The sequence below is a fragment of the Curtobacterium herbarum genome (assembly GCF_016907335.1).
Lineage (GTDB): Bacteria > Actinomycetota > Actinomycetes > Actinomycetales > Microbacteriaceae > Curtobacterium > Curtobacterium herbarum.
Genome location: NZ_JAFBBT010000001.1, coordinates 3,116,749 through 3,142,418 on the forward strand (window position 1 = coordinate 3,116,749; position 25,670 = coordinate 3,142,418).

The 25,670-nt window shown below is 71.7% G+C and carries 30 protein-coding genes; 10 read left to right on the top strand and 20 right to left on the bottom strand.

Annotated features, from left to right (window positions below; translation table 11 throughout):
• Window positions 1-48: 48 nt before the first annotated feature.
• The 9 genes from JOD51_RS14810 to JOD51_RS14850 form a co-directional block, all read right to left on the bottom strand.
• Window positions 49-336 carry an HU family DNA-binding protein gene (locus tag JOD51_RS14810; RefSeq protein ID WP_110823157.1) on the bottom strand — a complete coding sequence of 96 codons (288 nt, stop codon included), beginning with the start codon at window positions 334-336 and terminating at the stop codon, window positions 49-51.
• 307 nt (window positions 337-643) lie between these two features.
• Entirely contained in the window at window positions 644-949 is a 306-nt protein-coding gene (rpsN, locus tag JOD51_RS14815) for a 30S ribosomal protein S14 (RefSeq protein WP_110823155.1), read from the bottom strand.
• Between the two features lie 3 nt (window positions 950-952).
• Window positions 953-1,123, bottom strand: a complete 171-nt coding sequence (rpmG, locus tag JOD51_RS14820; RefSeq protein WP_110905119.1) for a 50S ribosomal protein L33 — start codon at window positions 1,121-1,123, stop codon at window positions 953-955.
• Window positions 1,123-1,359 (bottom strand): 50S ribosomal protein L28, encoded by a 237-nt coding sequence (gene rpmB, locus JOD51_RS14825; RefSeq protein WP_110905118.1) that lies wholly within the window; start codon window positions 1,357-1,359, stop codon window positions 1,123-1,125. The genes rpmG and rpmB overlap by 1 nt, the downstream gene beginning before the upstream one ends.
• Window positions 1,360-1,832: 473 nt before the next feature.
• Window positions 1,833-2,255 (bottom strand): Fur family transcriptional regulator, encoded by a 423-nt coding sequence (locus tag JOD51_RS14830; RefSeq protein WP_204609806.1) that lies wholly within the window; start codon window positions 2,253-2,255, stop codon window positions 1,833-1,835.
• Complete coding sequence (locus JOD51_RS14835; protein WP_204609808.1) at window positions 2,252-3,172, bottom strand: metal ABC transporter permease; 921 nt, start codon at window positions 3,170-3,172, stop codon at window positions 2,252-2,254. Before JOD51_RS14835 ends, JOD51_RS14830 begins: the two co-directional genes overlap by 4 nt.
• The gene (locus JOD51_RS14840; protein ID WP_204609810.1) at window positions 3,172-4,065 is read right to left on the bottom strand and encodes a metal ABC transporter ATP-binding protein; all 894 of its coding nucleotides are present in this window, start codon (window positions 4,063-4,065) and stop codon (window positions 3,172-3,174) included. The genes JOD51_RS14835 and JOD51_RS14840 overlap by 1 nt, the downstream gene beginning before the upstream one ends.
• Window positions 4,062-4,970 (bottom strand): metal ABC transporter solute-binding protein, Zn/Mn family, encoded by a 909-nt coding sequence (locus tag JOD51_RS14845; RefSeq protein ID WP_204609812.1) that lies wholly within the window; start codon window positions 4,968-4,970, stop codon window positions 4,062-4,064. The genes JOD51_RS14840 and JOD51_RS14845 overlap by 4 nt, the downstream gene beginning before the upstream one ends.
• Before the next feature lie 138 nt (window positions 4,971-5,108).
• Window positions 5,109-6,377 (bottom strand): PTS transporter subunit EIIC, encoded by a 1,269-nt coding sequence (locus JOD51_RS14850; protein WP_204609814.1) that lies wholly within the window; start codon window positions 6,375-6,377, stop codon window positions 5,109-5,111.
• 178 nt (window positions 6,378-6,555) lie between these two features.
• On the opposite strand from JOD51_RS14850, the gene JOD51_RS14855 reads away from it, so the two are divergent.
• Window positions 6,556-6,792 (top strand): PTS sugar transporter subunit IIB, encoded by a 237-nt coding sequence (locus JOD51_RS14855; RefSeq protein ID WP_110823137.1) that lies wholly within the window; start codon window positions 6,556-6,558, stop codon window positions 6,790-6,792.
• Window positions 6,789-7,241, top strand: a complete 453-nt coding sequence (locus JOD51_RS14860; protein ID WP_204609816.1) for a PTS sugar transporter subunit IIA — start codon at window positions 6,789-6,791, stop codon at window positions 7,239-7,241. The genes JOD51_RS14855 and JOD51_RS14860 overlap by 4 nt, the downstream gene beginning before the upstream one ends.
• A 139-nt stretch (window positions 7,242-7,380) precedes the next feature.
• Here the strand turns inward: JOD51_RS14860 and JOD51_RS14865 are convergent, their stop codons facing one another.
• The 6 genes from JOD51_RS14865 to JOD51_RS14890 form a co-directional block, all read right to left on the bottom strand.
• Window positions 7,381-8,118, bottom strand: coding sequence for a GntR family transcriptional regulator (locus JOD51_RS14865; RefSeq protein WP_204609818.1), 738 nt, complete (start codon window positions 8,116-8,118; stop codon window positions 7,381-7,383).
• A 104-nt stretch (window positions 8,119-8,222) separates the two neighbouring features.
• Window positions 8,223-8,798, bottom strand: coding sequence for a GNAT family N-acetyltransferase (locus tag JOD51_RS14870; protein WP_204609820.1), 576 nt, complete (start codon window positions 8,796-8,798; stop codon window positions 8,223-8,225).
• 123 nt (window positions 8,799-8,921) lie between these two features.
• Entirely contained in the window at window positions 8,922-10,499 is a 1,578-nt protein-coding gene (locus JOD51_RS14875; RefSeq protein WP_204609821.1) for a dihydrolipoamide acetyltransferase family protein, read from the bottom strand.
• A gap of 44 nt (window positions 10,500-10,543) precedes the next feature.
• Window positions 10,544-11,503 carry an alpha-ketoacid dehydrogenase subunit beta gene (locus tag JOD51_RS14880; protein WP_204611283.1) on the bottom strand — a complete coding sequence of 320 codons (960 nt, stop codon included), beginning with the start codon at window positions 11,501-11,503 and terminating at the stop codon, window positions 10,544-10,546.
• Window positions 11,504-11,589: 86 nt separating this feature from the next.
• The gene (locus tag JOD51_RS14885; protein ID WP_204609823.1) at window positions 11,590-12,726 is read right to left on the bottom strand and encodes a thiamine pyrophosphate-dependent dehydrogenase E1 component subunit alpha; all 1,137 of its coding nucleotides are present in this window, start codon (window positions 12,724-12,726) and stop codon (window positions 11,590-11,592) included.
• Window positions 12,727-12,731: 5 nt separating this feature from the next.
• Complete coding sequence (locus JOD51_RS14890; RefSeq protein WP_204609825.1) at window positions 12,732-13,829, bottom strand: histidinol-phosphate transaminase; 1,098 nt, start codon at window positions 13,827-13,829, stop codon at window positions 12,732-12,734.
• 52 nt (window positions 13,830-13,881) lie between these two features.
• Here JOD51_RS14890 and JOD51_RS14895 point away from each other — a divergent pair, with 52 nt between their 5' ends.
• The 3 genes from JOD51_RS14895 to purB are packed head-to-tail and all read left to right on the top strand — an operon-like array spanning window position 13,882 to window position 16,229.
• Entirely contained in the window at window positions 13,882-14,283 is a 402-nt protein-coding gene (locus JOD51_RS14895) for a phage holin family protein (RefSeq protein ID WP_204609827.1), read from the top strand.
• 51 nt (window positions 14,284-14,334) lie between these two features.
• Window positions 14,335-14,847, top strand: coding sequence for a low molecular weight protein-tyrosine-phosphatase (locus JOD51_RS14900; protein WP_204611285.1), 513 nt, complete (start codon window positions 14,335-14,337; stop codon window positions 14,845-14,847).
• Window positions 14,844-16,229, top strand: coding sequence for an adenylosuccinate lyase (purB, locus tag JOD51_RS14905; protein ID WP_204609829.1), 1,386 nt, complete (start codon window positions 14,844-14,846; stop codon window positions 16,227-16,229). Before JOD51_RS14900 ends, purB begins: the two co-directional genes overlap by 4 nt.
• A 40-nt stretch (window positions 16,230-16,269) precedes the next feature.
• Here the strand turns inward: purB and JOD51_RS14910 are convergent, their stop codons facing one another.
• Window positions 16,270-17,412, bottom strand: coding sequence for a geranylgeranyl reductase family protein (locus tag JOD51_RS14910; protein WP_204609831.1), 1,143 nt, complete (start codon window positions 17,410-17,412; stop codon window positions 16,270-16,272).
• 106 nt (window positions 17,413-17,518) lie between these two features.
• Here JOD51_RS14910 and JOD51_RS14915 point away from each other — a divergent pair, with 106 nt between their 5' ends.
• The 3 genes from JOD51_RS14915 to JOD51_RS14925 are packed head-to-tail and all read left to right on the top strand — an operon-like array spanning window position 17,519 to window position 19,628.
• Window positions 17,519-18,073: a hypothetical protein gene (locus JOD51_RS14915; protein WP_204609833.1), complete on the top strand. Its 555-nt coding sequence runs from the start codon at window positions 17,519-17,521 to the stop codon at window positions 18,071-18,073.
• Window positions 18,070-19,185: a hypothetical protein gene (locus JOD51_RS14920; protein WP_204609835.1), complete on the top strand. Its 1,116-nt coding sequence runs from the start codon at window positions 18,070-18,072 to the stop codon at window positions 19,183-19,185. The genes JOD51_RS14915 and JOD51_RS14920 overlap by 4 nt, the downstream gene beginning before the upstream one ends.
• The gene (locus JOD51_RS14925) at window positions 19,182-19,628 is read left to right on the top strand and encodes a hypothetical protein (RefSeq protein ID WP_204609837.1); all 447 of its coding nucleotides are present in this window, start codon (window positions 19,182-19,184) and stop codon (window positions 19,626-19,628) included. The genes JOD51_RS14920 and JOD51_RS14925 overlap by 4 nt, the downstream gene beginning before the upstream one ends.
• A 317-nt stretch (window positions 19,629-19,945) precedes the next feature.
• Here the strand turns inward: JOD51_RS14925 and JOD51_RS14930 are convergent, their stop codons facing one another.
• Window positions 19,946-20,860: a LysR family transcriptional regulator gene (locus JOD51_RS14930; RefSeq protein WP_204609839.1), complete on the bottom strand. Its 915-nt coding sequence runs from the start codon at window positions 20,858-20,860 to the stop codon at window positions 19,946-19,948.
• Between the two features lie 71 nt (window positions 20,861-20,931).
• Here JOD51_RS14930 and JOD51_RS14935 point away from each other — a divergent pair, with 71 nt between their 5' ends.
• A complete protein-coding gene (locus JOD51_RS14935; protein WP_259559587.1) occupies window positions 20,932-22,038 on the top strand; it encodes an EamA family transporter in 1,107 nt (368 codons plus the stop codon).
• On the opposite strand, the gene JOD51_RS14940 is transcribed toward JOD51_RS14935, so the two are convergent.
• Together JOD51_RS14940 and JOD51_RS14945 are read right to left on the bottom strand one after the other, a co-directional pair.
• Window positions 22,007-22,987, bottom strand: a complete 981-nt coding sequence (locus JOD51_RS14940; RefSeq protein ID WP_204609841.1) for an epimerase — start codon at window positions 22,985-22,987, stop codon at window positions 22,007-22,009. The genes JOD51_RS14935 and JOD51_RS14940 overlap by 32 nt on opposite strands.
• Before the next feature lie 19 nt (window positions 22,988-23,006).
• Entirely contained in the window at window positions 23,007-23,678 is a 672-nt protein-coding gene (locus tag JOD51_RS14945) for a DUF4166 domain-containing protein (protein WP_204609843.1), read from the bottom strand.
• A 48-nt stretch (window positions 23,679-23,726) separates the two neighbouring features.
• Here JOD51_RS14945 and JOD51_RS14950 point away from each other — a divergent pair, with 48 nt between their 5' ends.
• Window positions 23,727-24,641 (top strand): cation diffusion facilitator family transporter, encoded by a 915-nt coding sequence (locus JOD51_RS14950; RefSeq protein WP_204609845.1) that lies wholly within the window; start codon window positions 23,727-23,729, stop codon window positions 24,639-24,641.
• Between the two features lie 52 nt (window positions 24,642-24,693).
• Here the strand turns inward: JOD51_RS14950 and JOD51_RS14955 are convergent, their stop codons facing one another.
• Entirely contained in the window at window positions 24,694-25,377 is a 684-nt protein-coding gene (locus JOD51_RS14955; protein WP_204609847.1) for a hypothetical protein, read from the bottom strand.
• Between the last annotated feature and the right edge of the window lie 293 nt (window positions 25,378-25,670).

The window sequence follows — 25,670 nt, forward strand, 5'->3', positions numbered from 1 at the left end:
ACGGAAGGGACGGCGCGGACGCCGTCCCTTCCGTGGAGCTCCGTGGTCTTACTTGACCGACGCCTTGAGCTTGCTGCCGGCGCTGACCTTGACCGAGTCGCTCGCGGCGATCTCGATGGCCTCACCCGTCTGCGGGTTGCGGCCGGTGCGCGCGGCGCGGTGGGTCTTCTCGAAGGCGATCCAGCCCGGGATCGTGACCTTGGTGTCGTCCGCGACGGACTTGCCGACGACGGCGAAGAGCGCGTCGACGACGCCGTTGACGGTGGCCTGGCTCTGGCCGGACTCGGCGGCGACGGCAGCGACGAGCTCGGTGCGGTTCAGTGACTTGTCAGCCATTGGATGTCCTCCTCGGACTTCTTGCGTATGGGTCGGACGTGGAACGTCCGGATGCTGCGGGACGGTTGCCCCGAGCGGTGGACCCGGTCGGGCCGAGGGCCCGGGGAACCGCTGATGAACCTACCAGCCGGTTCCGGGGTTTCCGGTCGACTCGCCCGGTTTTCCGGGCCTCCTGAGATGCGGGAGTGGCTGGAGTGACGGATGTGACGACCGTGGTGCCGCCCGGAGTCGGCGGATGACGTCCCTCGGACAACGACGACGCCCCCACGACCTCGACAGGTCGCGGGGGCGTCGGCAGGACTGGTGCTTACCAGGAGCTCTTCGTGATGCCGGGGAGCTCGCCACGGTGGGCCATGTCGCGGAAGCGGACACGGCTGATGCCGAACTCACCGAGGTGGCCACGGGGGCGACCGTCGATGGCGTCACGGTTGCGGTAGCGGACCGGCGACGCGTCGCGGGGCAGCTTCTGCAGGCCGACGCGGGCCGCTTCGCGGGACTCGTCGGTGCCGTTCGGGTCCACGAGGGCCTTCTTCAGCTCGAGGCGACGCTCGGCGTAGCGCTCGATGATGACGGCGCGCTGGTTGTTCTTCGCGATCTTGCTCTTCTTCGCCATGGCCTAGCGCTCCTCACGGAAGTCGACGTGCTTGCGGACCACCGGGTCGTACTTCTTCAGCACGAGACGGTCGGGGTTGTTCCGGCGGTTCTTCTTGGTCACGTAGGTGAACCCAGTGCCCGCAGTGGAACGGAGCTTGATGATCGGACGGATGTCCTGACCGCGCTTCGCCATCAGATCTTCTCCCCACGGGCGAGGATGCCCGCCACGACGGACTCGATACCGCGAGCATCGATGACCTTGATGCCCTTGGCGCTGACGTTGAGCGTCACGTTACGACGCAGCGACGGCACGTAGTAGGTCTTCTTCTGCACGTTCGGGTCGAAGCGACGCTTCGTCCGGCGGTGCGAGTGCGAGATGTTGTGTCCGAAGCCGGGAACGGCGCCGGTCACCTGGCACACTGCAGCCATGGTTTCCTCCTGATGAATACCGTGCAGCCGATCGGCTGCACCCAAGGTCACTTGCCTGGTGCACACGCGCTGGGCAGTCGGACCCGGACGTCGGAACGTCCGGAGCGAGGAGCCCGGCGAGGGGGTGTGCGCACCGCCCAGACCGGCGGCGGTCCGGGTCGACGGGGTCGACCTGGGTCAGCACATCCGGGCCAGGAGGCTCGGATCCGGTACCACGCGACCGCGGCGTTCGCGACGATCGGAGGGCAGAACAACGGGCACTCCGCGCAGGCGCGGAGAACCAGCGGCCCACGTTACGCGACGGCCGGGCGCGTCGCAAGCCGGGCCTCCCGTCCGGGCGGGGTGCCGTGCGGCGCGACGGGAGGCGGGAGCGGTCGCCGACCAGCCCTGCCGGGCCCACGAGCAGCCCGGCGCAGCCCACGAGCAGCACGGTCGAGCCCACGCGGCGACCCGCACCCGCGCCGTCGCTGGGACTACGCGCCACTCCGGACGGCGGCACGGGCGGTGCACTCGGCGCACTCGCCGAACACGTCGACGACGTGGCTGGCGTTCGAGAACCCGTTCGCGGCGGCGGTGGCGCGAGCCCACTCCTCGACCGGGTCGGCCTGGATCTCGACGGTCCGGCCGCAGACCCGGCAGATCAGGTGGTGGTGGTGCTTGTCGGTCGTGCACGCCCGGTACAGGGACTCACCGTCCTGCTGCAGCGAGTCGGCGTCGCCCTCGGTGGCCAGGTCGGACAGCGCCCGGTAGACGGTCGCCAGGCCGATGGTGGAGCCGCCGTCGCGCAGGTGCGCGTGCAGAGCCTGCGCGCTGACGAACCCCTCGGTCTCCGAGAGGGCCCCGCGCACCGCTTCGCGCTGCCAGGTGTTGCGGCGTGGCTTCTGGACGGCGTTCATGCTGCGACTCCTTGCTTCGGGACTGCCGGGAGGCCCGACCCACCGTCGACCTGCTGCTCCCGCGCCGACACGCGGTCGCGCCCACGGCGCTCCTTGCGGGCACCGACCACCCGGCAGACGACCCAGATGAGGAACGAGATGGTGGTCACGTACGGGCTGATCGGCAGTCCGCCACCGAGGGCCAGGAGGATCCCGCCGACGACCGAGGTCACCGCGAAGACGACGGAGAGCACCGGCACGAGGACCGGGTTCACCGTCACCCGCAGTGCGGCGGCGGCCGGGGTGACGAGCAGCGAGAGCACCAGCAGCGCCCCGACGATCTGCACCGACACCGCGGTGGCCAGCCCGAGCGCGACCATGAACACCAGGCCGAGCGTGCGGACCGGGACACCAGCGGCCGCGGCGACGTCCGGGTCGACCGAGGCGAACATCAGCGGACGCCAGATGACCACGAGGATGAGGACCACGACGGCGGCGATCGCCACGAGCATGCCGAGCTGCGGGTTGTCGACCGAGACGATCTGGCCGGTGAGCAGCCCGAACTTGTTCGCGGCCCGGCCCTTGTACAGCGCCAGGCAGAGGATGCCGAGGCCCAGCCCGAACGGCATGAGCACGGCGATGATCGAGTTGCGGTCGCGGGCACGGCTGCCGAGCAGCCCGATGAGCACCGCGGCGACCAGGGACCCGACGACCGAGCCGCTGACCACGTTGACGCCGAGGAGCAGCGAGGCGCTGGCACCCGCGAAGGACAACTCGCTGATGCCGTGGACGGCGAACGGCATGTTCCGGGCGACGACGAACGGCCCGATGAGCCCGCCGACGACGCCGAGCACCGCGCCCGCGATGATCGAGTTGCGGACCAGGACGAGCAGTTCGCCGTAGTCCTGGAACGAGAAGACGGTCGACCAGATGTCCATCAGATCCGTCCTTCGTCCGGGGTGGTGGTGAGCGGCCCGGGTTCGCAGTGGTGGTGTCCGTCGCCCGCGGTGTCGTGGGCGTCGCTCGCACCGACGATGACGATGCGGCCCATGGTGCGGACGACGTCGACGGGCGTGCCGTACAGGTCGCTGAGGACGTCGGCGCGCAGGACGTCGTCGGGGGCGCCGATCCGGAAGCGTCCGCCGGCGATGTAGAGGACTCGGTCGACGACGTCGAGGATCGGGTTCACGTCGTGGGTGACGAAGAGCACCGCGGCACCCTGCTGTCGACGCTGCCGGTCGATGAGCTCGGTGACACCGCGCTGGTGCCGGAGGTCGAGCGAGATGAGGGGTTCGTCGCAGAGCAGCAGGGCGGGGTCGGCGGCGATGGCCTGTCCGACGCGGGTGCGCTGTTGCTCGCCGCCGGAGAGCTCGGCGACGGGGGCGTCGGCGAACGCGGTGGCGCCGACCTCGTCGACGATGCGGTCGATGCGCTCGCGTTCGGCACGACGCTCGGGCCGGATCCCCCAGCGGTGCCCGGTGACGCCCTGCGCGATCATGTCGCGGGCGCGCAGCGGGGTGCCGGAGTCCATCAGCCGCTGCTGCGGGATGTAGCCGATCCGCCGGTGTCCGCGGCGGACCGGACGGCCGAGGAACGACATCGACCCGCTCGTCAGCCGCTGCTGGCCGAGGACGGTGCGGAGCAGGGAGGTCTTGCCGGCGCCGTTCGGACCGAGCACGGCGACGAACTCGCCGGGCTGGACGTCCAGGTCGAGCCCGTCCCACAGCCGACGGCTGCCGTACGCGAGCCCGGCGTCCCGGAGTGCGAGCACGGCGGAACCGCCACTGCGCTCGGCAGTGGCGGTCCGGTCCGGGTCCTGGAGGGTCGTCACTTCTGGAGTGCCGCCGTCACCGCGTCGATGTTCGCCTGCTGCCACGAGACGTAATCCTCCCCCTTCGGGAGCGTCTCCGTGACACCGACGACCGGGATGCCCGCCTTCTTGGCTGCCTTCTCGACCTGCTCGGTCTCGGCGCTCGAGGTCTGCTCGTTGTACGCGAGCAGCTTCGCCTCACCGCTCGAGAAGAGCTTGAGGGTGTCGTTGAGTGCGGCCGGCGGGACGTCGTCGCCCTCCTCGATCGCCTCGGAGAAGGCCGCCGGCGTGACGTTGTCGAGACCCATCGCGTCGAAGAGGTACCCGGGCACCGGCTCGGTGTACGCCACCTTGTCCCCGTCGACGGTCTTCTCGACCGAGGCGGTCTGCGACTCGAGCTCCTGCAGCTTGCCGGTGAGGGTCTTCGCGTTGGCCTGGAAGGTGCTGGCGTCCGCCTTGTCGAGCTTGCCCAGGCGCTCGGAGACGTCCGCGACGAGCTTCACCATGGTCGGGTAGCTGTAGAACACGTGCTCGTTGAACTCGGTGTCGCCGGCCTTCTGCAGCCCGGAGAGCTGCACGACGTTGATCGTCGGCACCTTGTCGTCGGCAGCCTTCGACAGCGTCGTCATGAAGTCGTCGTACCCGCCGCCGTTCTCGATGAGCAGGTCGGCCTTCGAGACCGCGAGCTGCGTCTTCGCGCTCGACTCGAACGAGTGCGGGTCCTGCGACGGGTCCTCGAGGATGCTCGTGACGTCGACGTGGTCGCCGCCGATGCTCTGCACGATCGAGCCGTAGACGTTCGTCGAGGCGACGACGCGGACCTTGCCGTCGCCGGAGTCGGACGATGCAGGTGAGGTCGCGCACCCGGTCAGGGCGAGCGCGGCGGCGCCGGCGACGAGCGGCAGGGCGAGGAGTCGGGAGTGCATGTCGACGACGCTAGCGCCACATGATAACGATTGTCAAAACCGTTACCCCGGAACGACGGGAGGCCCGGTGCCAGCTGGCACCGGGCCTCCCGTCCCGCGCTGATCGCGCGATTTGCGCGGAGACGCGTCGCGTCGCGACTACGCCTTGGTGAGGTCGTCGACCGAGGCCGCGGCGATCTCGTCCTCCGGCTCGCGACCCGGCGTCCGCAGGTTCCACTTCTTGATCACGAAACTGAAGAGGAAGTAGTAGACCGCCGCGTACGCCAGACCGATCGGGATGAGCCAGATCGCCCCCTTCGCCTTGCCGAAGTTCAGCACGTAGTCGATCGCGCCCGCCGAGAACGAGAAGCCGTCGTGGATCCCGAGTGCGTTGACCAGCGCCAGCGAGGTGCCGGTGAGCACGGCGTGGATGACGTAGAGCGGCCAGGCCACGAACATGAACGAGTACTCGAGCGGCTCGGTGATGCCGGTGACGAAGGACGTCAGCGCGGCGGAGAGCATGATGCCGCCGACGAGCTTGCGCTGCGAGGGGCGGGCGTTGCGCCAGATCGCCAGGGCACCGGCGGGCAGGGCGAACATCATGATCGGGAAGAAGCCGGTCTGGAAGATGCCGGCCGTGGGGTCGCCCGCCAGGAAGCGCGGGATGTCACCGGAGACGACACCGTTCGGGCCGTTGAAGCTGCCGAGCTGGAACCAGGGGAAGAAGTTGAGCAGCTGGTGCAGGCCGACCGGGATGAGCATGCGGTTCGCGAACCCGAAGATCCCACCACCGACGACCGGCTGCGACGTGACCTGCTCGCCGACCCAGGTCAGGCCGATGTCGAAGTAGCGGTAGACGAAGGACATCAGCACGGCGATGACCAGGCCGGCCGCCGCGGTGAGGATCGGCACGAGACGGCGACCCGAGAAGAACCCGAGGAAGTCGGGCATCTTCGTGCGGTGGAACTTCTGCCAGAGCCCGGCGGCCACGAGACCCATCACGATGCCGCCGAGGACACCGAAGTTGATCGTGGCCTGCTCGCCGTTCGCGTCCTTCACGCCCGCCAGGACGATCGGCGACATGGTCTTGAAGACCTCGTACATGACCATGTAGCCGACGACCGCGGCCAGTGCCGTCGTGCCGTCCGACTTCTTGGCCCAGCCGATGGCGATGCCGACCGCGAAGAGCAGCGGCAGCCAGGTGAAGATCGCGTTGCCGGCGGAGCCGATGACGCTCGCGCCGGTCTCGAAGCCGGGGATCGCACCGAGCAGGTCGGGCTGCCCGATGCGGTTGAGGATGCCCGCGGCCGGCATGACCGCGATGGGGAGCAGCAGGCTCCGGCCCAGCCGTTGGGCGTTCGCGAAGAAGCGGGACTGCTTCTTCGGCGTCTTCTTCTCCGGCACGTCCGTCGTTGCAGCGGTGCTCATCGGAGTTCCTCTCGTCATCGGGTGGAGCTGTTCGGGGTGAGTTGAGTCGCGTGGACGGCACAGGTACCCTCGGCAGTGTCGCCAGGTCCGGTCCTGTCCGGTCATGACCAGTTCGTAGTGTCGATGACCGTGGACTGCATGTCAACCTGTGAGCGAACCCGTAACGAGGAGGAAACAGATGGCTGACATCAAGGCTGCCGACATCATCGCCGCACTCGGCGGAACCGACAACATCGACGAGGTCGAGGGCTGCATCACGCGCCTCCGCGTCGAGGTCGAGGACGGCGACCTCGTCGACAAGGACGCCCTCAAGGCCGCCGGCGCCCAGGCCGTCGTCGGTGGCGGCACCGGCTGGCAGGTCATCGTCGGACCCATCGCCGACAACCTGGCGCAGGACATCCAGGACGAACTGTGACGGTCGTCCGCACGCCGTTCGCCGGCCCGGTCGTCGGGCTCTCCGACGTCCCGGACCCGGTGTTCGCCGAGCAGCTCGTCGGTGCGGGGGTCGCTGTCGACCCGACCGGTACCACCGGTGAGGTCACCGCGGTCGCCCCGGTCGACGGCACCATCGTCAAGCTGCACCCGCACGCGTTCGCGCTGCAGGGCACCGCGGGCACCGACGTCCTCGTGCACGTGGGCATCGACACCGTGAAGCTCAAGGGCGAGGGGTTCACGCTGCTGGCGAAGGAGGGCGACACTGTCACCGCGGGCGACCCCGTCGTGCGCTTCACCCCGACCGCCATCACGGCAGCGGGGTACTCCCCCGTCGTCCCCGTGGTCGTGCTCGGGTCGACGCCGGACTCGGTCCCCCAGGACACCGTCGGCACCACCGTCGCCGAGGGTGACGCGCTCTTCGAGGTCTGAACGACCGACCACCACGACGACCGGACGGGCCGGGAGTGAGCAGCCGCTCGCTCCCGGCCCGTCCGTTCTGGTCTGGCCTGGTCTGGTCTGGTCTGGTCTGGTCTGGTCTGGTCTGGTCTGGTCTGGTCTGGCTCGGACGTCAGACCCGTGCCGGACTGGAGGCCGTGACCTCCATCTGCACCCGGTAGCGGTCCGACCGGTACCAGCTGCGGGCGTGTTCGACCTCGCGCGGCCCCGAGTAGGACACCCGGTCGAACTCGAGCAGCGGGGCCCCGGTCTTCGTGCCGAGCAGCGTCGCGATGTCGTCGGACGCCGGGTTGGCGGCCACGGTCTGCCGCGCCCGGTCGATCGGGTGCCCGTACACCTCGGCCGCGATCGAGTACATCGAGCCGGACAGGTCGTGCTCGAGCAGGCCCGGGAACACGTCAGCGGCGAGCCAGGCGTCATCGACCGACACCGGCGCGCCGTCGGCCATCCGCAGCCGCTTGAGGTGCAGCGCGGTCTCGCCGTCCCCGAGGTGCAGGGCGGCGACCGTCGCGGCGGGTGGGACCCGTTCCTCCCGGACGAGCACGACCGTCGTCGGGACGTGCCCCATCGCCCGCATCTCCTCGGTGAACGAGGCCAGGTGCAGCGTGGACTGCATCGGACGGTTCGCGACGAAGGTGCCCTTGCCGCGGACGCGCTCGAGGTGTCCCTCGTTCACCAGCTGGCCCAGGGCCTCCCGCACGGTGATGCGCGAGACGCCGTACTCGGCGATGAGCTGCCGCTCCGAGGGGATCGCCGCACCGGGGGCGAGCCGCGTCGTGATGAGGTCGAGCAGGATCCGCCGCAGCTGCTGGTGCTTCGGTTCAGCACCCTCGGTGATGCGGCTCGGCAAGCGGACTCCTCGTGTGGATCAGGTGGTCCTGTGCGGACATGACCAGTTCACCCACAGTACCGGCCGCGTCCGCACGTGCAACCGCACGACGATGGCCGGCCGGGTCAGGCGTTGGCGACGAGCCAGTCCAGCTGCGCCGAGGTCAGCGTGCGGTCGGTCCACGCCTGGCACTCGACACCCTCGGGCACGGCGGACCGGCTCGACCCCTGCCACACCTGGGTCAGCCCCACCCGGGCGAGCACCCGCGCGGACGCCGGGTTGTTCGTCAGCACCCGACCGGTGACCGGGACGTCCGGGCTCAGGGCGTGTGCTGCGTCCACCGCCGCGCGGGCGACCTCGGTCGCGTAGCCGTGCCCGTGGTGTTCCGGAGCCAGGCGGTAGCCGAGGTTCCAGACGCCGCCGGCGGTGCGGTCGACGCCGCCGATGCCGAGGAACACGCCGGAGTCCGCCGCCCGGATCGTCCACGAGCCGAGCCCGTGCCGGACCCGGCCGCCGATCTTCCGCTGCACCATGTCCTGCGTCTCGGCACGCGAGACGTGCCGGCCGCTGGGCAGGTGCGTCCAGGTCCGGGCGTCGGAGAAGAGCTCGTGGACCAGGTCGATGTCCGCGGGGGTCACCGGTGTGAGCACCAGGCGACCCGTCCGGATCTCCTGCTGCGGGACGAGCAGCTGGTGGACCATGCCCTGATCATCCCCCGCGCCGCCGACATCGGCGTGAACGGCACACCAAGTCCGCGCGACCCGGACGGATGACGGAGGGCGCCCCGACCCCCGACGGACCCGGGACGGTGCGCCGCGGACCGCTCAGTCGAGCAGGAGCGCCGGCTCCTCGATGACCGAGGCGACGTCGTGCACGAAGCGCGAGGCCACGTCCCCGTCGACGACCCGGTGGTCGAACGAGGCGCCGATCGTGGTCACCATGCGCGAGCGGACGTCGCCGTCGACGACCCACGGCTTCGGCTTGATCGTGCCCATGGCGACGATCGCGACCTGGCCCGGGTTGAGGATCGGGGTGCCGGTGTCCATGCCGAAGACACCGATGTTCGTGACGGTGATCGTGCCGTCGGCCATCTGCGCGGGGCTCGTCTTGCCGTCGCGGGCGGTGATGGTCATCTCCTCGAGGGCCTTCGCCAGCTCGAGCAGCGACATGTCCTGCGCGTCCTTGATGTTCGGCACGATCAGACCGCGCGGGGTCGCCGCCGCGATGCCCAGGTTCACGAAGTGGTGGACGATGATCTCGCGGTCGGTCCACGACGAGTTCACCGAGCGGTTCCGGCGGACGGCCCAGATCACGGCCTTCGCCATGATGAGCAGCGGGCTGACCTTCACCCCGGCGAACGTCGGCGACTCCTTGAGTCGCTTGACGAACTCCATCGTGCGGGTCGCGTCGACGTCCACGAAGAGCGACACGTGCGGCGCGGTGAACGCCGACGTGGTCATGGCGGTCGCGATGGCCTTGCGGACGCCCTTGACCGGGATGGTCTCCTGGCGGACGTCGCCCCACTCCGGGGTCTCGATGTTGCGGAAGACGCTCGCCTGCTGGGCGTGCCGGATGACGTCGTCGCGCGTGACCTCGCCGGCCAGGCCGGTCGGCACGACCGTGGTCAGGTCGACGTCCAGGTCCTTCGCGAGCTTCCGGATCGGCGGCTTCGCCATGACCTGCAGCGCCGAGGCGCTCGGCATCGACGGCCGCGCGGGACGACGGCCCTGTGCGGCGACGGCGTCGGCGGTGGTCGCCTCGCCGTCGTCGGTCTCGAAGGACAGGTCGGCTTCCCGACTGGAGGCGCGGCTCGCCTCCGCAGCGGCGGCCGCGGCCCGGCGGGCACCCGGCTTCCGGCGGGAGGGCGCGGAGGTGGCGGAGCCGTACCCGACGAGCACGGCGCCGGAGCCCTCGTCGGCGCCGACGACACCGGCGTCCGCGGCGACCTGGGCCGGCTCGGGCGCAGCGGCCGCGGCTGGGGCAGCGGCCGGGGAAGCTGCCCGCGTGGGCGCTGCCGGCGCGGGGACGGGGGCCTGCGCGGCCGGGGCAGCGGCGGCCGGAGCCGGGGTTGCCGGGGCCTGCGCTGCCGGGGCCGGGGACTGCGTGACGGGAGCGGCGTCGGCGACGGGGGCCGTGCCTCCCGGCTGACCTGCGGTGGCGGAGTCGGACTCGACTCGGATGATCGGGCTGCCGACCTCGACCGTGTCACCCTCGGCGACGAGCAGGCCGGTGACGGTGCCGGCGAACGGCGACGGCAGCTCGACGAGCGACTTCGCGGTCTCGATCTCGACGAGCACCTGGTCCACGGCGATCTCGTCACCGGGGGCGACGCGCCACTGGACGATCTCGGCCTCGGTCAGGCCCTCCCCCACGTCGGGCAGGGGGAATTCGGCGACGGCCACGTCGGCTCCTTCAGCAGGGTTCGGTCGTACGGGAGTGGTGCGGGTCAGTAAGCGAGGGCGCGGTCGACGGCCTCGAGGACGCGGTCGGCGTCGGGCAGGTGGAAGTGCTCGAGCTTCGACTGCGGGAACGGGATGTCGAACCCGGACACCCGCAGCGGCGGCGCCTGCAGCGTGTAGAACGCCCGCTCGGCGACGGTCGCGGCGATCTCGCTGCCGACGCTGATGAAGCCCGAGTCCTCCTGCGCGATCACCATGCGGCCGGTCTTGCGCACCGAGGCGAGCAGTGGCTCCCAGTCGATCGGCGAGATCGAGCGGAGGTCGACGACCTCGCAGCTCGTGCCCTCGGCCTCGGCGATGTCGGCCGCCTGCATGAGCGTCGCGACCATCGCACCGTGGCCGACGAGGGTGACCTCGGTGCCGGTGCGGGCGACGCGGGTCGTGTGCATCGGCACGTGCCCGTCGACCAGGTCGACCTGACCCTTCGGCCAGTAGCGCGACTTCGGCTCGAAGAAGACCACCGGGTCCTTCGACGCGATCGCCTCCTGGATCATCCAGTAGGCGTCGTTCGGGGTGCTCGGGCTGACCACGCGGAGCCCCGGGGTGTGCGCGAAGTACGTCTCCGGGCTCTCCTGGTGGTGCTCGATCGCGCCGATGTGCCCGCCGTAGGGGATCCGGATGACGATCGGCAGCGACATGTGCGCCGGCAGTCGGTTCGCCATCTTCGCCAGCTGCGAGGTGATCTGGTTGAACGCCGGCCAGACGAAGCCGTCGAACTGGATCTCGATGACCGGCCGGTAGCCCCGGAGCGCCAGGCCGATCGCGGTGCCGACGATGCCGGACTCGGCGAGCGGGGTGTCCCGGACGCGGTCGGCGCCGAAGCGCTCCTGCAGGCCCTCGGTGATGCGGAAGACACCGCCGAGACGGCCGATGTCCTCGCCCATCAGCAGGACCTTGTCGTCGGACTCCATCGCCTTCGCCAGGCCGGCGTTGAGCGCCTTCGCCATCGGGAGGGTCGGGGTCGGGTCCTCGGGGACCTCGCCCGCACCGGGGTGCGAGCGCAGCGTGTAGTCGAAGAGCTGCTCGGTGGTGCTCATGCGTGGGCTCCTGCGTCCTGGCCGGCCTCGTAGTCCCGGAGCCACGCGCGCTGCTCGTCGATGCGCGGGTGCGGCTCGCGGTAGACGTTGTCGAACATCGCCTCCATCGGCGGGTCCTGGAGGGCGCTCGTGCGGGTCCGGATGTCGGCGGCGATCTGCTCGCCCTCGGCGTCGAACTCGGCGAACTGGGCGTCGGTGACGCCCTTGCTGCGGAGGTACGTCTCGGACCGGGTGATCGGGTCGCGGGCGACCCAGCCGGCGAGCTCGTCGTCGCCGCGGTACCGCGTCGGGTCGTCCGAGCTGGTGTGCGCGCCGATGCGGTAGGTCTCGGCCTCGACGAAGGCCGGGCCCTGCCCGCTGCGGGCGTGGTCGGTGGCGACGAGGCTCGCCGCGTACGAGGCCAGCACGTCGTTGCCGTCGACCTTGATGCTCGGGATGCCGAAGCCACGCGGACGGTCGACGAGCGGGGTCGGGGACTGCACCGACACCGGCACCGAGATCGCCCAGTGGTTGTTCTGCAGGAAGAAGACGACCGGGGCCCGGTGCGACGCGGCGAACACGTACGCCTCGTTCACGTCGCCCTGGCTGGTGGCGCCGTCGCCGAAGTAGACGATCGAGCACTCGTCGACGTCCGGGTCACCGGTGCCGACGACGCCGTCGAGCGCCTGGCCCATCGCGTAACCGGTGCCGTGCAGCGTCTGCGCGCCGATGACGAGCGTGTAGATGTGCGTGTTGCCGCGGGCGTCCGGGTCCCAGTTGCCGTGGGCCTGGCCGCGGAAGAGCGAGATGATCTCCATCGGCTCGACCCCGCGCTGCATCACGACGGCGTGCTCGCGGTACGACGGGAACAGGTGGTCCTGGGGGCGGAGCGCGAACGCGGAACCGACCTGGGCGGCCTCCTGCCCGTGACTCGGCGCCCAGAGGCCGAGCTGACCGGTGCGCTGCAGGTTGCCGGCAGCGTGGTCGAAGCGTCGGGTGAGCACCATCTGGCGGTGCATGGCGAGCAGGGTCTCATCGGGGAGAGCCCGTGCGACGGCGGCGAGTTCGGCGTTCTCGTCGGTCTCCACGAACCGGCCCTCGGGATCGAGGAGCTGGACGGGGGTCGTCGCAGGAGCCGCGGCGCGGAACAACATGATCGTCAGCGTACCGGCCGCTCAGGAGCCGTCGTTGTGAGACGTTCCACAACCGCTGCTGCCGTTTCGAGGAGCTTTGCGACAGCCTCGGGCTCGCCGATCGAGATCCGGATGCCCTCGGGGGCGAAGGCCCGGACGATCAGCCCGGCGTGCTCGAAGGCCTCGGCGGCGAACGCGGTGTGCTCCCCCGTGGGCAGCCAGACGAAGTTGCCCTGCGCCTCCGGGACGGCCCACCCCTGGTCGAGCAGTCCGGCGCGGATGCGGTCCCGGCGCTCGGCCAGCTCGGCGACCCGTTCGAGCAGCTCGCCCTCGCGCTCGAGACTGGCCAGCGCCGCCGCCTGCCCCTGGGCCGTGACGGACAGCGGGATGGCGCACGCGCGCACGGCGTCGAGGACGTATGCCGGTCCGAGCGCGTACCCGACGCGGAGGCCGGCCAGGCCGTACGCCTTCGAGAACGTCCGGAGCACCACCAGGTTCGGGTACCGCTCGAGCAGCGCCGGCCCCCGGACCGCGTCGACGTCGGTGACGAACTCGGCGTACGCCTCGTCCAGCACCACGAGCACCGAGGACGGCACCCGTGCCATGAAGGCGGCGAACTCGGCCCCGGTGACGATCGGCCCGGTCGGGTTGTTCGGCGTGCAGACCAGCACCATCCGGGTGCGCTCGGTGACCGCGTCGGCCATCGCGTCGAGGTCGTGACCGCCGTCGGGACGGTTCGGGACCTGCACGCTCGTGGCGCCGGCGACCGTGACGACGCCCGGGTAGGCCTCGAAGGACCGCCAGGCGTAGACCACCTCGTCGCCCGGGCCGGAGGTCGCCTTCGCCAGCTCGTGCAGGATCGCGACGCTGCCCGGGGCGACATGCACCTCGTCGACGGTCGTGCCGAACCGGTCCGCGAGCACCGCACGGACCGCGAGCGCGGTGGCGTCGGGGTAGCGGTTGAAGGCCGTCTGCGCCTGGACCGCCTCGACGACACCGGCGAGCGGCGGGAAGGGGTTCTCGTTGCTCGAGAGCTTCAGGGCGTCCGGAGCGGCCTGGCGTCCCTGCCGGTAGGGCGGCAGGACGGCGATCTCGGGACGGATGTGCACGGGCTGGTCGGTCACCGACTCAGCGTACCGGCGGCCCGTTCGCGGGGAGGGCGGGCATCATGGGGCCATGCGGTTCCTCGTCCGACTCATCGTCAACGCCGTCGCCCTCTGGCTGACCACGCTCCTGGTGACCGGTGTCACCGTCGACTCCTTCGGGGACGGTGGTCCGGTCGAGACCGTCCTGACCTACCTGCTCGTGGCGCTCGTCTTCGGCATCGTCAACGCCGTGATCGGCACCCTGATCCGGATCGTGGCGTTCCCCGTCTACATCCTGACGCTCGGGCTGATCTCGTTCGTCGTGAACGGGATCCTGCTGCTCATCGTCGCCGGGATCTCGACCGGGCTGGGCTTCGGCCTGGTGGTGGAGTCGTTCGGCTGGGGCATCGTCGGCGCCTTCGTGCTGGCGGTCTTCGCCTGGCTCGTCGGCCTGGTCGCCCGTCCGGTCCTGGGCGGCCGCGGTCGCGCCTGAGCGCCGGGCATCGCGTCCGGCTCGCCGCTGGGCCATGATGTCCCCATGACCATGGACGCCGGCGCCCCGTCGCCCTTCCGTGTCTCCTTCGTCTGCAGCGGCAACATCTGCCGGTCCCCGATGGCCGAGATCGTCTTCGCGCAGATCGCCGCCGACGCCGGCCTGGCGGACCGGTTCGTGGTCGAGTCCGCAGGCACCGGGGACTGGCACGTCGGTGAACCCGCCGACGAGCGCACGATCGCAGCCCTGGCGGCACGCGGATACGATGGCAGCAGGCATCGCGCCCGTCAGTTCGACCCGGACCGGTTCCCGGACCTCGACCTGGTGGTCGCACTCGACCGCTCCCACGAACGCATCCTGCGCTCGTGGGCCCCGACCATGGACGACGCCGCGAAGGTGACGCTCCTGTTGCGGTACGACGACGCCTGGCCTCAGCAGGCCGACGTGCCGGACCCGTACTACGCGGACCGGCACGAGTTCGACCGGGTCCTCAGCACGGTCGAACGGGCCTGCCGGGCACTCTTCCACCAGCTCGAGCCGGCAGTCCGCCAGGGAGCCCCATGACCCCCCTTCCCCCGCAGCCGATCAGCCCGCTCGACGGGCGCTACTACCCGATCGTGCACACGGTGGGCGAGCACCTGTCCGAGGCCGGGCTCAACCGTGCCCGGATCCGGGTCGAGGTCGAGTGGCTCGTCTTCCTCACCGACCACGCGATGTTCACCACCTCACCGCTGTCCGTCGACGACAAGGCCGCACTGCGTGCCCTGGTCGACGACTTCGGCCAGGACCAGATCGCCGAGCTCGCCGCGATCGAGGCGACGACGCGGCACGACGTGAAGGCGGTCGAGTACTTCGTCCGCCGCCGCCTCAGCGACCTGGGCCTCGACGCCGTCGCCGAGCTCACGCACTTCGCCGCCACCAGCGAGGACGTCAACAACCTCTCCTACGCGCTGACCGTCCGCGACGCCGTCGAGCACGTCTGGCTGCCGTCCGCACGCGCGGTCGTGGAGCGCCTGCGGGAGATGGCCACGAGCCTCCGGGCCGTCCCGATGCTCTCGCACACCCACGGCCAGCCCGCGACGCCGACCACCCTCGGCAAGGAGATCGCGGTCGTCGTCTACCGGCTCGAGCGGATCCTGTCGCAGGTCGAGCGCGGCGAGTACCTCGGCAAGTTCTCCGGCGCGACCGGCACCTTCTCCGCGCACCTGGCGGCGGACCCGGAGGCCGACTGGCCCGCGCTGTCGAAGGAGTTCGTCGAGGGCCTCGGCCTGACGTGGAACCCGCTGACGACGCAGATCGAGTCGCACGACTGGCAGGCCGAGCTGTACGACCGGGTGCGGCACGCGAACCGCGTCCTGCACAACCTGGCGACGGACGTGTGGACCTACATCTCGATGGGGTACTTCACGCAGATCCCGGTCGCCGGTGCCACCGGGTCGTCGACGATGCCGCACAAGATCAACCCGATCCGGTTCGAGAACGCCGAGGCGAACCTCGAGATCTCGTCCGCGCTGTTCTCCACGCTGTCCGAGACCCTCGTCACGAGCCGGCTGCAGCGCGACCTGACCGACTCGTCCACGCAGCGCAACATCGGCGTCGCGTTCGGGCACTCGCTGCTCGCGCTAGACAACCTGCGCCGCGGCCTGGGCGAGATCGCGGTGAACGAGCCCCGGCTGGCCGAGGACCTCGACCGCAACTGGGAGGTCCTGGCCGAGGCGATCCAGACCGTCATCCGCGCCGAGGTCACGGCCGGGCAGTCGGACATCGAGGACCCCTACGCGATGCTCAAGGAGCTCACCCGGGGCAAGCGCATCGGGCGGCAGGAGCTCGTCGCGTTCGTGAACGGGCTCGACGTCTCCGACGCGGCGAAGGCACGGCTGACGAACCTCACCCCGGCGACGTACACCGGGCTGGCGGACGAGCTCGTCGACCACCTCGAAGTCTGAGCCCTTGCACGGCCGGACCGCGTGGTCCGGCCGTGTCCCGTCAGGCGAGCCAGCCGGTGACCTTCCGCACCCAGCGGTGCCGGAAGGCCCGGGCGAGGGTCGTCTCGCCGCGGCAGAACCGGATGAAGTAGCCGCGGCCGAACGGCGTCTTCGAGATCAGGAAGTGGAAGCCGGCCGGGAACCGCGTGAAGACGCGGAGCAGCTGCGCACCGGCGTCGATCTCGGGCACCAGTTCCGCCCGCACCCGGGACTCGTACCCGTCGAGCGCCGTGCGGTCGCCGCCCGTGTAGGCGGCAGCGGCGGTGCCCGCCCACTCCCCCGACCGCAGCGCGAACGAGATCCCCTCGCGCGTCCACGGCTCCAGGAGGCCCGCGGTCTCGCCCGCCAGCACGACGGTGCCGCGGCGGAGCGGTGAGTCCCCGGTGCGCCACTGGGTGAGGTGGCCGCTGCTGCGGTCCTGGTCGGTGGGGTGCAGGCCGAGGCGTTCGATCCAGTCGTCGAGGTAGCGACGGGTCTGGTCGGCGTGGCCCTTCTGCTCGATGACCCCGACCGTCAGGGTCTCGGCCTTCGGGAAGACCCACGCGTAGGTGCCCGGGTGCGGCCCCCAGTCGAGGAGCACACCGGTGGCGGCGTCCTCGGGGCGACGGGGGACCTCCACCTCGAGCCCGAGGTCCGTGACGGCCATCACGGCGCCGACGTGGCGGCCGACCCGACCCCCGGAACCGTCGGCGCCGATCACGACGCGGGCGACGAGTTCGTCCCCGTCGGCGAGCGTCAGGCGGGTGTGGCCGTCCTGGTCGGTGAGCGCGCGGACGTTGGCGCCGTCGCGGAAGACGACCCCGGCCTCCTTCGCGGCGTCGACGTTGGCCTGGTCGAAGCGCTCACGGTCGACCATGGCGACGAAGGGGGCCTCGGTGCGGACCCGGGTCACGCGACCCATGCGGTGCGAGAAACCGACCTCGGGCAGGTCGGCCTCGATCGTGGCGAGGGCGCGGTCGTTGAGCCGCCGGCGGGACTGGCCGATGATGCCGCCGCCGCACGTCTTGTAGCGGGGGAAGACCGCCTTGTCGAGGAGCAGGACCCGGGCACCGCCGAGCGCGGCGTGGCGGGCCGCGGTGGCACCGGCGGGGCCGGCGCCGACGACCACGACGTCCCAGGGCTGATCGGCGTTCGTGTCCTGCATGGGGCCAGAGCTTACCGGCGCAGCGCATCCCGGCGTCGAACGGCTACGCTGACCGCGTCGGGCATGCAGGCTGCCCCGCTGGGGCCAGGAACGGGGAGCGGAATCCGTGTCGAGGGACGTGAACCGCAACACCGCCGTGCAGATCGTGGACGACCACGGGCTGCCGGGCGCGGTGCCGATGACCGCGATCCGCCGACTCGTGCGCGAGGTGACGGGGCGCGAGGTCACCTACCGGCTGGTCCGCGGGCTCGCACACCAGGACGTGCACGGGCTCTGGGCCGGGTACGACGACGGCACCGCGGTCGTCTCCTACCCACCGGCACCCTCCGGCACGCAGCTCGTGGTGATCAACCACGAGCACGGCCACATGCTCATCAGCCCGGACGGACCGGCCGAGTCGCACGGCATCGACCCCCGGTTCGCGCGGTTCGTCGAGGACAAGGTCGCCGGCTTCATGCCGGGCAACCGCCTCGTCCGGTCCGGGGAGACGCTGGAGCAGGAGTACACGCCCGACCTCGAGTTCCTCTACGGCCACACGGACTTCTCCGAGGACGAGGAACGCCTGGCGGAGCTCGTCGGGGTGGAACTGAGCGTCCGGGTGATGCGCCACGCGCGTGCCCGCGGCCGGGACGTGCGGTTCGGGCGGGTGTTCGGCGGATGAACGTGCTGGACGACTGGGTCTTCGTGGCGGGTGTGGTGACGGTGGTGTCCGTCGGCCTCGCCGCGCTGTCGATGCTCTCCCCGAACGTGCGCCAGCCGCTGCCGGCGCACCCGGACGCCGCGGACCAGACCGGTCCACGCTCGATGCTCGTCCCCGGGGTGCTCGTCTGGGCGCTGGGCTGCACGCTGCAGGCCCCGTTCGTCTACCTGTGGGTCGACGGCCTGCTCGGCGGCCACAACGTCACGAACCTGCTCTACCGCTCCGCCGTCATCATCGCGCTCGGCTGCCTGCAGGTGATGGTCATCCGGGCCGAGCACGGCGAGCGCCGCCCGGTCCGCGAGCGTCTCACCTGGGGCCTGGTCCTGGTGGCCGTCGCCGTCCAGGTCGCCCTCTTCGCGATGAGCGACTGGGCCGTCCCGGACCCGTTCCTCGGCCGCTACACCGGTGAGCCGACCCGCGAGCTGTTCGCCGCCGTGCTGCCGATCTGCGTCGGGCTGTACGGCGTGCAGGTCGCCGCGGTGGCGTTCCGGGGGCTGCCCCTCTACGGCGAGTGGACGACGCGGTGGGGCGTCTGGCTGATCGGCATCGCCGCACTCGTCGACCTCGTCTGGATCACCGAGAGCCTGGCGGCCGGTGCGGTGCGGCTGTTCGTCGACCGCGAGTTCGCCATGGCCGGCATCGTCGACCCGCTGTGGGAAGTGGCCGTCGTGTCGATGGCCAGCCTGACCGCAGCCGGGGTCGTGTTCGCGGCCGCCCGCCCGGTCGTGGTGCCGGTCTGGCGTCGCCTGCTGCTGCTGGTCAGCCTGCCGATCACCGACCGGGCGATGGAGGCGCACCCCGAGTTCAGCGTCTACCCGCGGAGCGTCCGTCGTGCGCATGCGTTCCGGAGCCGCGGCGAAGAGGCCGAGGTCGCGCTCTACCAGCGCTGGGCGGAGCTCGAGGACAACATCCGCCTGCGCCAGTTCCGGCCCCGCTGGCACGAGCGCGGCGTCATCCGCCTGATGGGCGTCGCCGCCACGACCGGCGTCACCGACTCGCTGATCGACGACCTCAGCCTGCCGGACGACGAGCACACCGCACGAGACCCGGAACGGATCGAGTCCACCCCATGAGTCACGAGAAGCTCACCGAGGCGCAGCAGACCCAGCGCGCCGAGCTCGCCCGCAAGCTGCACCTGCTGTGCAGCACGATCACCGCGCCCGACGGCGGCGCGGTGACGTACCCGAAGATCCGCGACTGGCTGGCGGACCGGGACGTCAAGCTCAGCCGGTCCCGGTGGGAGTACATGCGCCTGGGCAACCGCTACGTCGTCGACGACGAGCGGCTGCTGCGTGCGATCGCGGAGTACTTCGAGATCGACCCGACGTACCTGACCGGTCCGGAGAGCCAGCTCACGGAGACGATCGACGCCGCGCTGCGGTTCACGCTCGCGGAGCGGACCAGCCCGGTCAGTCTCTACGCGGCGCGGACACTCAACCAGGACGTGACTGCTGAGCACCTGGACCGCCTGACGGCGCTCCTGCGGGAGATCGAGGAGGCGCGCGGCCGGTCCTGAGACGCCGATCGGCCCCGTCGTGGGCACGGCGAGCTGCGGACACGGACGGGCGGGCGCCGACAGGCCGGTCGTGGGCACGGCCCGACGGAGAGGCGCCGACGGACGGGCGCGCTCGTGCCGGAAGGGCGGGGCGGGCCGGTCGTCGCGTCGTTCGCGCGATCGGGCTGACGATGCAGCCCGATCACCCGACCCCCTCAACCACGCTCGGACGACCGGTCGCCCCGTAACACCCCCCGTGCTACGCCTGAAGCGTAGCGGCTCCTGGCGAACAGGGCAATACGCATCATGCGTAGCGATGTGGTTCGGGCCGGGCCGTCTCAGGAGGTGAGGGCGGTGGCCTCGGCGACCAGTGCCTCCAGGACGACCCGGACCGCGGGACGGACCGCACGGTCGGGGCGGACGAGGGCCTCGATCCGCCGCCCGGCGCGCACGTCGGCCAGGGTCGCCAGTCGGAACCGGCCGGGCGCCCGCGTCCGCGAGGTGTACCGCGGCACGAGTGCGATGCCGTGCCCGGCCGCCACCAGGTTCTCGATCACGGGCAGGTGGATCGTGCGGAAGGCCACCTCGGGTGGCGCGTCCGTCGCCGCCGCCACGGCGGTGAGCACCCGGTCGATCGGGTAGTCCTCCGGGACACCGATCCAGGTCGCGCCGACGACGTCCTCGATGCCGACGCGCTGCCGGTCCGCCAGCGGGTGGTCGAGCGGCAGGGCGACGTCGAGCGGTTCCCGGAGCAGCGGGACGGTCTCGACGCTCCGACGGTCGGCGCCCCGGGCACCGTCCGACCGGTGGCCGATCACGACGTCGTGGTCGGCGGTGAGCGGGGCGAACTCGCCCTCGCTGACGTCGACGTCGGAGAGCTGCAGCGCGATCCCGGGGTGCGCGCGCATCCGTGTGAGCAGGCCCGGCAGTAGCAGTTCGGCGGCGGATGGGAACACCGCCAGGTCGACCGTGCCGGTGGCCCCGTCGAGATGCTCGCGCCACGCTGACTCGACGGTCGCCAACGCGGTGGCGACGCCGGTGGCGAGCCCGGCGAGGACCCGGCCGTGCTCGGTGAGCCGGACGCCGCGGCCGACGCGTTCGACGAGCGGGACCCCGGCCTGCCGCTGGAGGGTCCGGAGCTGCTGGGACACGGCGCTCGGCGTCCGGTGCGTGGCCGTCGCGACCGCGGTGACGCTGCCCCGTTCGGCGAGTTCGCGGAGGACCGGCAGCAGGGCGATGTCGAAGCCAACCATGCAGGAACCCTACAACGACGCTGTCGGAACGTTCGCTGGTGCTACCGCGTCCGGTGCGGGACGATCATCCGGTGCTGCTCCGCGACCGCATCCTGGCCCTCGTCGCCGCCGTCGCCTGGGGCCTGAACTTCCCCGCGACGGCGATCGCGCTCGAGCACTACCCACCGTTCCTGCTCGCCGCGCTCCGGTTCACCCTGCTCGCCGTCCCGACGCTGCTCTTCGTGCCGCGGCCGCCGATCCCGTTCCGCTGGATCGTGCTGGTCGGCGCGACGCTCGGGGTGCTGCAGTTCGCGTTCCTCTACCTGGGGATGGCAGCCGGCATGCCCTCGGGCCTGGCGTCGCTCGTCGTGCAGGCCTCGGCGCCGTTCACCGTGCTGCTCGCCGGGGTCCTGCTCCGCGAACGCCTGAGCGCCCGGCAGGTCGTCGGCGTCAGCATCGCCGTGGCCGCCCTCGCCGTGATCGCCGTGCACCGGGCCCAGACCGCCGCGCTGCTGCCCGTCGTGCTCGTGCTCTGCGGTGCCCTCGGCTGGGCGATCGGCAACGTCGCGACCCGCAGGGCCGGACCGGTGAACCCGCTGCACCTGACGCTGTGGTGGGCCGTGGTGCCGCCGATCCCGATGGCGGTCCTGTCGTTCCTGGTCGAGGGACCGGACCGGATCGGGCAGGCACTCGGCACCGCGTTCACCGCCGACGCGCTGCCCGCGGACCTGGCCGTGCTCTACATCGTGCTGGCGGCGAGCGTCGTCGGGTACGGCATCTGGTCGCGGCTGATGGGCCGGTACCCGTCGAGCACGGTCGCACCGTTCTCGATGCTCGTGCCGGTCGTCGGGGTGCTGGCGTCCTGGGTGGCGTTCGGTGAGGTCCCGGACCTGGTCGAGGTGCTCGCGGGCGCGGTCGTCGTGGGGGCGGTGCTGTGGTCGTCGCGGCCGGCGCGTGCTGCGGGCGGCACTGGTGCTGCCGCCGCCGCTGGTGCCGCCGCAGGCGCGTCCGGTGCGGCCACCGCAGCCGAGACGCCTCCGAGTGCCCGAGACGCCGCGAGATCCGGCGGCGTCTCGGGGACACCAGGGCGTCGCGCGGAGACGGGGGCGTCCCACGAGCCCCCGCACGCCACGCTCGGGCCGCAGGTCGACCCGCCCGTCGCCGAGCTCAGCCCCGGTGCTGACGCCGCTCCGCGATGATCGTGGCGAGCGCCCCGCGCAGCTTCGGGTACCGGAACACGTAGCCGGCCTCGGTCAACCGCGTCGGCACCACCCACCGGCTCTTCAGCACGAGTTCGGTCTCGGTCCGGATCGCGAAGGACCCGAGCTCGAGCATCCACCGCCAGGTCGGCAGCCCGAACCGACGACCGACGGCGTCCCGCAGCGTCGCCATCACCGTGCGGTTGTCGGAGGGCTCCGGGCTCGTGACGTTCACCGGGCCGTCGATGTCCTCGTGGTCGCGGATGAACCGGATCGCCCCGAGGACGTCCTCGATGTGCACCCAGCTGAACCGCTGCCGCCCGTGGGTGCCCCGGTCGTGGTGGTACGTGCCGGCGGCCAGGCGCGCCCGGGTCGGGATCCACGGGCCGTCGTACTGGGGGCCGCCGAGCCCGGCCTGCGCCAGTCGCAGGAGCGGGAGCAGCGCACTGCCGTCACCGAACACGATCGCCATCCGCAGCGCCACACGCCGGGTGCCGGGCAGGTCCGCGGTGAACAGGGCGTCCTCCCACGCGCGGGCGACGGAGACCGAGAAGTCCTCGCCGAGTTCCCCGGTCGCCTCGTCCTGCGGGCGGTCGTCGGCGTGCCGGTAGATCGTCGCGGTCGAGGCGTTCATCCACAGCGGCGGCGGGTGCTCGGCCGTGCGGATCGCCTCGGCGAGCTCGAGCGTGGTGTCGACCCGGGAGCGCAGGATCTCGGCCCGGTTCCGCCGTCCGTACCGGCAGTTCACGCTCTTGCCGGCCATGTTCACGACCAGGTCGGCGCCGTCCACGAGCTCGCGGATCCGCAGGGTGTTGCCCCACACCGCGTCGCCGGTGCGACCGACCGTGACGACCTGGTAGCCCTCGGCCCGGAAGGCGTCCTGCAGGTACCGGCCGACGAATCCGCTCGCCCCCGCCACCACCACGCGTCGCTGCTGCTGCTCGTCCATGCTGTCCTCTCGGTGCCGGTCACACGTCGTCGGGCACGACGGCGTACCGGAACGCCCCCTCGTACCGGTACAGCGTGCCGAGCACCGGCGCCCGGAGCGTCAGGGACACGCGCTGCACGTCGGCTTCGTCATCGAATCGTTCCGTCAGCAGCACGCGCGGCGACAGGGCGGACGGGAGGCGCCACTCCCGACCCAGCGCATGCACCGACACCCGCGTGGAGACCAGGCGGAGCGCTCCGGCGTCGGGTCCGGTCCTCGGGACCGTCACCGCGAGGAGCGTGCTGACCCGGCCGTGCCGGCCGAGGTGGTCGACGAGCCCCTCGGGCTCCGCGGTGATCGCGTCGACCATGGTGCGGTCACCGCTCGCGAAGTGGAAGGTGCGGTGCGCGCGGACGGCGGGACGGGCCTCCCGGTCGGTGTGCGGTCCGGACCGTCCGCGCCGGACGTGGACCGGGCGGTTCTCGACCGTGAACGGGACGTCGTGCTCCCAGACCGGGAACACCACCGCGTCCCGCGCGAGGACGCGCAGCACGGGCCAGAGCCAGCGCCGCGGGGTGCCGACGACGGTGAAGACCCCGTTCCCCCGGCCGACGTGCCCCGGCGGCACGGCACCGAAGTAGGTGCGGAGCCTGGGGTGGAGGCCCGCGAGGACGCCCTCCGACGCGCTCAGCTGGTAGGGCGACCGGATCACGCTCCCGATCCTGGCACGTCGTCGGACGCGGCTCCTACGATGGAGGGCATGGGACACGACCACGGCCACGCGCACGGCCACGCGTCCGAGCGGGCGCTGCTGATCGCGTTCTGCATCTCGGCGGGCATCCTGCTGGCCGAGGTCGTCGGCGCGGTCGTCACCGGCTCACTCGCCCTGCTCGTCGACGCCGGACACATGGTCGTCGACACCGGCGGGCTCGGCATCGGCCTGGTCGCCACCCGGCTGGCGCGCCGCACCCCGACCGCCCGGCGGACCTGGGGGTACCAGCGGGCCGAGGTCCTGGGTGCCACCGCACAGGCCGCGATCCTGCTGGCGGTCGGCGTCTACGTCGTGATCTCCGCCGTGCAGCGCCTGTTCGTGCCGGAGCAGATCGAGGCCGGGCCGCTCCTGGTCTTCGGCTTCGTCGGGCTGATCGGCAACCTCGTCGCGTTCGCGGTGCTCGTGCGTGCCTCGGGTGAGGGCTTCACCTCGCGGGCCGCCCGACTCGAGGTCCTCAACGACACCCTCGGCTCGGTCGCCGTCATCGCCGCGGCGGTCGTGCTGTTCCTGACCGGGTGGGAGCGGGCCGACTCGGTCGCCGCACTGCTGATCGGCCTGCTCATCATGCCCCGCGCCGTCAAGCTCCTCCGCGAGACCGCCGACGTCCTGCTCGAGGCGACACCGCGCGGCCTCGACCTGGACGCCGTCCGCGGACACATCCTGCAGCTCGACCACGTCATCGCCGTGCACGACCTGCACGCGACGCTGGTGTCCACCGGGGTCCCGAACCTGACCGCGCACGTCGTGGTGGACGACCACTGCTTCACGACCGCGCACGCACCGGCGATCCTCGACGAACTGCAGCAGTGCGTCGCCGAGCACTTCGACGTGCCGGTCGAGCACTCCACGTTCCAGCTCGAACCCGCCTCGCACCAGCGACACGAGCACGAGGTGCACGTCTGACCGGTGCCAGTGCTTGCGTTTGTGCTCGTGCTCGTGCTCGTGCTCGTGCTCGTCAGCAGTCGGAGTCGCGCGTCGGGTAGGCCGTGATCACCCGGTCGGTCGTCGCGGACACGATGACCTTGACGAAGCCGTCCGGGCTCGGCGCGCTGCCGTCATCGAAGCGCACGGGAGCGGCGTAGCAGACCTTGCCGTCGCCGGCGTCGACGGGCAGCCCCTTCTGCGGGTTCGTCAGCGCCGTCCGCACCGCCGTGAGCATGGCGTCGTCCCAGTCCCGCTGCGTCGTGTGCCCGGACAGGACGCCCTGCCAGTCGCGGGTGTGCCGGACGCGGATGTGCTCGTAGCCCTGCGCCGAGGTGCCGCACTGCAGCACGACGTCGCCGAGCGCTGCCGTGTCGTAGCGCGCGACCGAGGCGCGGCCGTCCGACCCGCACCGGTCGAGGACCGGGGCGCCGGGCAGGTCCGGGCCCTGCCGTGCGATGACCGCGACGCTGGTGCCGGTGTCCGTGCCGGTGCTGGTGCTGGTGCCGTCGGCCGTGTCCGTGCCCGCGCCGGTGCCTGTTCCGGTTCCGGTTCCGTCGTGGTCGGCCGTGTCGGTCGCGGTGGCCGAGGGTGCGGCAGAGAGGACGGCGTCGTCACCCTCCCGGGCGTTCGTCAGCGCGAAGCCGCCGATCACGACGACGGCGGCGACCGCCGCGGCGACGCCGGTCAGGGTGGAACGGGAGCGCTTCGCGGGCATGCGGCCAGTATGCCGGAGGGGGTGTGGGCCTCCCGGCCGGCTGCGTGACGGGCGGGTGCCGCGTGATGTGCTGCTGGCCGGGAGGGGGCGGCGGAGTCCCGACGCCGTGTGGGTACGACGTCGCCGGGTGCGCGAGACGCCGCCGAACTCTGGGGCGTCTCGCGCGGAACGCGGCGCCTCACGCAGACGGGGCCGTCCCGCGCAGACGGGCCCGTGCGCGTCGGCGGTGCCGTTCGGGTACGACACCGCCGGATGCGCACGACGCCGCCGAATACCGCGGCGTCTTGCGCAGA

Coding starts and splice junctions, on each gene's coding strand:
- JOD51_RS14810 (WP_110823157.1), bottom strand. CDS start 336: ATGGCTGACAAGTCACTGAACCGCACCGAGCTCGTCGCTGCCGTCGCC.
- rpsN (WP_110823155.1), bottom strand. CDS start 949: ATGGCGAAGAAGAGCAAGATCGCGAAGAACAACCAGCGCGCCGTCATC.
- rpmG (WP_110905119.1), bottom strand. CDS start 1,123: ATGGCGAAGCGCGGTCAGGACATCCGTCCGATCATCAAGCTCCGTTCC.
- rpmB (WP_110905118.1), bottom strand. CDS start 1,359: ATGGCTGCAGTGTGCCAGGTGACCGGCGCCGTTCCCGGCTTCGGACAC.
- JOD51_RS14830 (WP_204609806.1), bottom strand. CDS start 2,255: ATGAACGCCGTCCAGAAGCCACGCCGCAACACCTGGCAGCGCGAAGCG.
- JOD51_RS14835 (WP_204609808.1), bottom strand. CDS start 3,172: ATGGACATCTGGTCGACCGTCTTCTCGTTCCAGGACTACGGCGAACTG.
- JOD51_RS14845 (WP_204609812.1), bottom strand. CDS start 4,970: ATGCACTCCCGACTCCTCGCCCTGCCGCTCGTCGCCGGCGCCGCCGCG.
- JOD51_RS14850 (WP_204609814.1), bottom strand. CDS start 6,377: ATGAGCACCGCTGCAACGACGGACGTGCCGGAGAAGAAGACGCCGAAG.
- JOD51_RS14855 (WP_110823137.1), top strand. CDS start 6,556: ATGGCTGACATCAAGGCTGCCGACATCATCGCCGCACTCGGCGGAACC.
- JOD51_RS14870 (WP_204609820.1), bottom strand. CDS start 8,798: ATGGTCCACCAGCTGCTCGTCCCGCAGCAGGAGATCCGGACGGGTCGC.
- JOD51_RS14880 (WP_204611283.1), bottom strand. CDS start 11,503: ATGGCGAAGGCGCTCAACGCCGGCCTGGCGAAGGCGATGGAGTCCGAC.
- JOD51_RS14885 (WP_204609823.1), bottom strand. CDS start 12,726: ATGTTGTTCCGCGCCGCGGCTCCTGCGACGACCCCCGTCCAGCTCCTC.
- JOD51_RS14895 (WP_204609827.1), top strand. CDS start 13,882: ATGCGGTTCCTCGTCCGACTCATCGTCAACGCCGTCGCCCTCTGGCTG.
- JOD51_RS14900 (WP_204611285.1), top strand. CDS start 14,335: ATGGACGCCGGCGCCCCGTCGCCCTTCCGTGTCTCCTTCGTCTGCAGC.
- purB (WP_204609829.1), top strand. CDS start 14,844: ATGACCCCCCTTCCCCCGCAGCCGATCAGCCCGCTCGACGGGCGCTAC.
- JOD51_RS14910 (WP_204609831.1), bottom strand. CDS start 17,412: ATGCAGGACACGAACGCCGATCAGCCCTGGGACGTCGTGGTCGTCGGC.
- JOD51_RS14920 (WP_204609835.1), top strand. CDS start 18,070: ATGAACGTGCTGGACGACTGGGTCTTCGTGGCGGGTGTGGTGACGGTG.
- JOD51_RS14925 (WP_204609837.1), top strand. CDS start 19,182: ATGAGTCACGAGAAGCTCACCGAGGCGCAGCAGACCCAGCGCGCCGAG.
- JOD51_RS14930 (WP_204609839.1), bottom strand. CDS start 20,860: ATGGTTGGCTTCGACATCGCCCTGCTGCCGGTCCTCCGCGAACTCGCC.
- JOD51_RS14940 (WP_204609841.1), bottom strand. CDS start 22,987: ATGGACGAGCAGCAGCAGCGACGCGTGGTGGTGGCGGGGGCGAGCGGA.
- JOD51_RS14950 (WP_204609845.1), top strand. CDS start 23,727: ATGGGACACGACCACGGCCACGCGCACGGCCACGCGTCCGAGCGGGCG.
- JOD51_RS14955 (WP_204609847.1), bottom strand. CDS start 25,377: ATGCCCGCGAAGCGCTCCCGTTCCACCCTGACCGGCGTCGCCGCGGCG.